This is a genomic window from Streptomyces bambusae (genome assembly GCF_020532645.1).
In the GTDB taxonomy this organism is placed as follows: domain Bacteria; phylum Actinomycetota; class Actinomycetes; order Streptomycetales; family Streptomycetaceae; genus Streptomyces; species Streptomyces bambusae.
The window spans coordinates 1-2,537 of sequence record NZ_JAJAUZ010000131.1; the positions used below are offsets into that span (position 1 = coordinate 1).

At 70.4% G+C, this 2,537-nt stretch carries 1 protein-coding gene and 1 pseudogene; both read right to left on the reverse strand.

The features are described 5' to 3' along the window. Nucleotides 1-250: pseudogene (locus LG634_RS37475) on the reverse strand (hypothetical protein); the annotation flags it as partial. Between the two features lie 54 nt (nt 251-304). After that, nucleotides 305-1,774, reverse strand: a complete 1,470-nt coding sequence (locus LG634_RS37480) for a lamin tail domain-containing protein (protein WP_226741012.1) — start codon at nt 1,772-1,774, stop codon at nt 305-307. Nucleotides 1,775-2,537 lie beyond the last annotated feature (763 nt).

The following is a 2,537-nucleotide window of genomic DNA, read 5'->3' on the forward strand; positions in this document are numbered from 1 at the left end:
CCAGGACAGCAGAGTCGGCCTTCCGGTCCTTGGAGAAGCCGCACCCTATGCACCGCAGCCGGTGACGGAGGTCCGGGTTCCCGGCGCCGATGGCCTCCTCATCTGCGGGGATACCGGGATGGGGCGTGACGGTGGCGCACCCGTCGCACCGAGGACAGCGCACCAGAACCTCATCGAGGAAGTCATATCCGTACTTGCGTTCGCGCCGGTCTCGAAACCGGTCGCCGGACGCGTCTGCATTCCCGTTCACCCGGTCAGCCTGCCAGAAGGGTGCTTCCGGAAGCCGCTCGGATCGGGGTCTGCGTCAGTACGCCGTTCCGTCGGCGCGCCGGCCGGGAGAGCTGGACAGGGAGCTGATGGTGTTGTGCTTGACCCAGCTGCCGGTTGCCGAGCCGTCGGGGCTGCGGTTGATGGACACGCCGTCGGAGTCCGCCTGGTTTGAGGTGTAGGTCATCGACTGGACCGTTGCTCCGGCCGCGTTCCGCAGGATGACCTGGTCGCCGCTGTTGGACAGGTTGAGGCCGCCCGTGCCGGCTGCCACCGCCACGATGCCGCCGGGGATCGCGGAGGCCGCGCCGTACACGGTGATCGCCTTGCCGGGCTGGAGCGTCGTACCGGCCGCGAAGGTGTGCCGCACTGCCGAGGCGTCCTGGATGGTCCAGCCGGCGATGCTGGTCGCCGTGCCGCCGGTGTTCACGATCTCGACGGCCTCGCCGGCGGTGCTGCTGCCCGGTTCGTTGGCCAGGACCTCGTTGATGACGACATTCGCGGGCCCGCCGCCGCCATCACCGATGCCGAAGTCGTAGCGGGCCAGCACCGGGTAGTGGTCGCTGGTCGTCGTCGTGTAGTTCGGGACGTAGGGCTGGGGCTGGAAGGCGGTCGCCGAGCCGGCGACGTACTTCGCCTGCACCTCGTTGGTGGTGAGCTGGTGGTCGATGAAGTCCGGGTAGCCCGCCGTCGACGGCACGCCGGCCAGGGAAAGGGCCCGCGTCGGGAACGTGTAGCGGGCCGCGTCGTTGACGAAGTTGGCGTACGGCGAAGCCTTTCCCGGTGTGATGGACGTGTCGACGTCGTCGTTCCAGTCACCGATCACGAAGACGTTCTGGGCGGGGTGGGTCGTGTCGAGGTAGGACTTGAGGGCCTGGGAGGCGGGGTTGCGCAGGTTCCACGCGTCCTGCGTGGCTCCGGCCTTGGCGTGCAGGACGATGAAGACGAGGTCGCGGGTGACGCCGTCGAACGTGCCGCGCAGGGTGAACTCCACCGGCGGGCGGCCGGCGAAGTTGCTGTTCTGGTTGGTGAGGATGACCTTCGCGCTCACGAGGGTGGCCATGCTGGAGCGCCAGACGAGGGCGACCTTCTGCTCGGTGTTGCCGAAGTCCGAGTAGTACTGCGCACCGTTCGTCACGATCGGGTCGTTGGCCACGACCCCGGTGTACCCGGGCATGCCGGCCACGAGGGTGTCGAACGCCGAGGTGCTGACGACCTCGGACAGGCCCCACACGTCCATGTCGGCGCCCGCCATGACGTCGCGGACGTTCTGCTGCTGAAGTGCCTCGTCGGTCGGGCCGAAGTCCGGCGCGCCGAACCACTCGACGTTCCAGTTGCCGACGTCGAGCTGGGTCGGCGATCCCTGCGACGGAACCGAGACGGCGGCACTCGCCGCGGCCTCCGGGGCGGTGGTGAGCGTGGCCAGCGTCACGGCGGCGGCCAGGCAGGCGGCGCCGAGCGCGGCGGTGAGGCGGGAGCGTCTGACAGGTATGTGACGAGATGACATGAGGGTGCCTTTCGCGAGCGGTTGCGGACGGTTCGCGGAGCACCGCACCGGGGGTGTGGGGGACACGCCGTGGCGGCAGGGCAGTTCTAAGCGGGCCGGGTTGCGTGCGGAGGACCGAGAGGTTTCGTGTGCATGTCACTTCTACGCGCGTTGCGCAGTGTGCAGCGCTTCCGTGCGCTGCGCCATACCCCGTACAGACCCGCCTGGTTGGGCCGCGCCCCCGCCATCCTCCCGCCTCGCCCCGGCCCACGGCCCGCCCCAGGTCGCTCCCGTGACGGCAGGGCTCGGCTGCGTGCGTCGCCATGCGCCCCGCAGACCCGCCAGCGGGTCCTCGCCCGGGAACCGGCCGCCGGACGACGAAGCTGACGGACGCACACGCGCAGTGGATCCTCGATCCGTGCGAGTGGCTGAGCGATCGGCTGCCGAGGCGTTGACGTTCGACACGGGCCGTCGGATCGGGCAGGCGCCGGGGCTTCGGCGCGAGGACATCAGTACGGACCGGCGGACGCTCGCGCTGCGGCCGCGTGAGGGCGACTCGCGACCCCGTCCTCGGGGGGCTCGGTACCCCAGCGCCCCGGAGCCTTGGCCCCGTGGCCGACGCAGCCCAGTGCAGGCTGTCATTTCGGCCATCCTTCTCAGCAGGACCGTTCCTGTGACCACGGCCGCCACGCGCAACCGGTACGGTCGCGAGCCACCCGGAGCCACCCGCAGCCACCCGCAGCCACCCGCAGCCACCCGCAGCCACCCGCAGCCACCCGCAGCC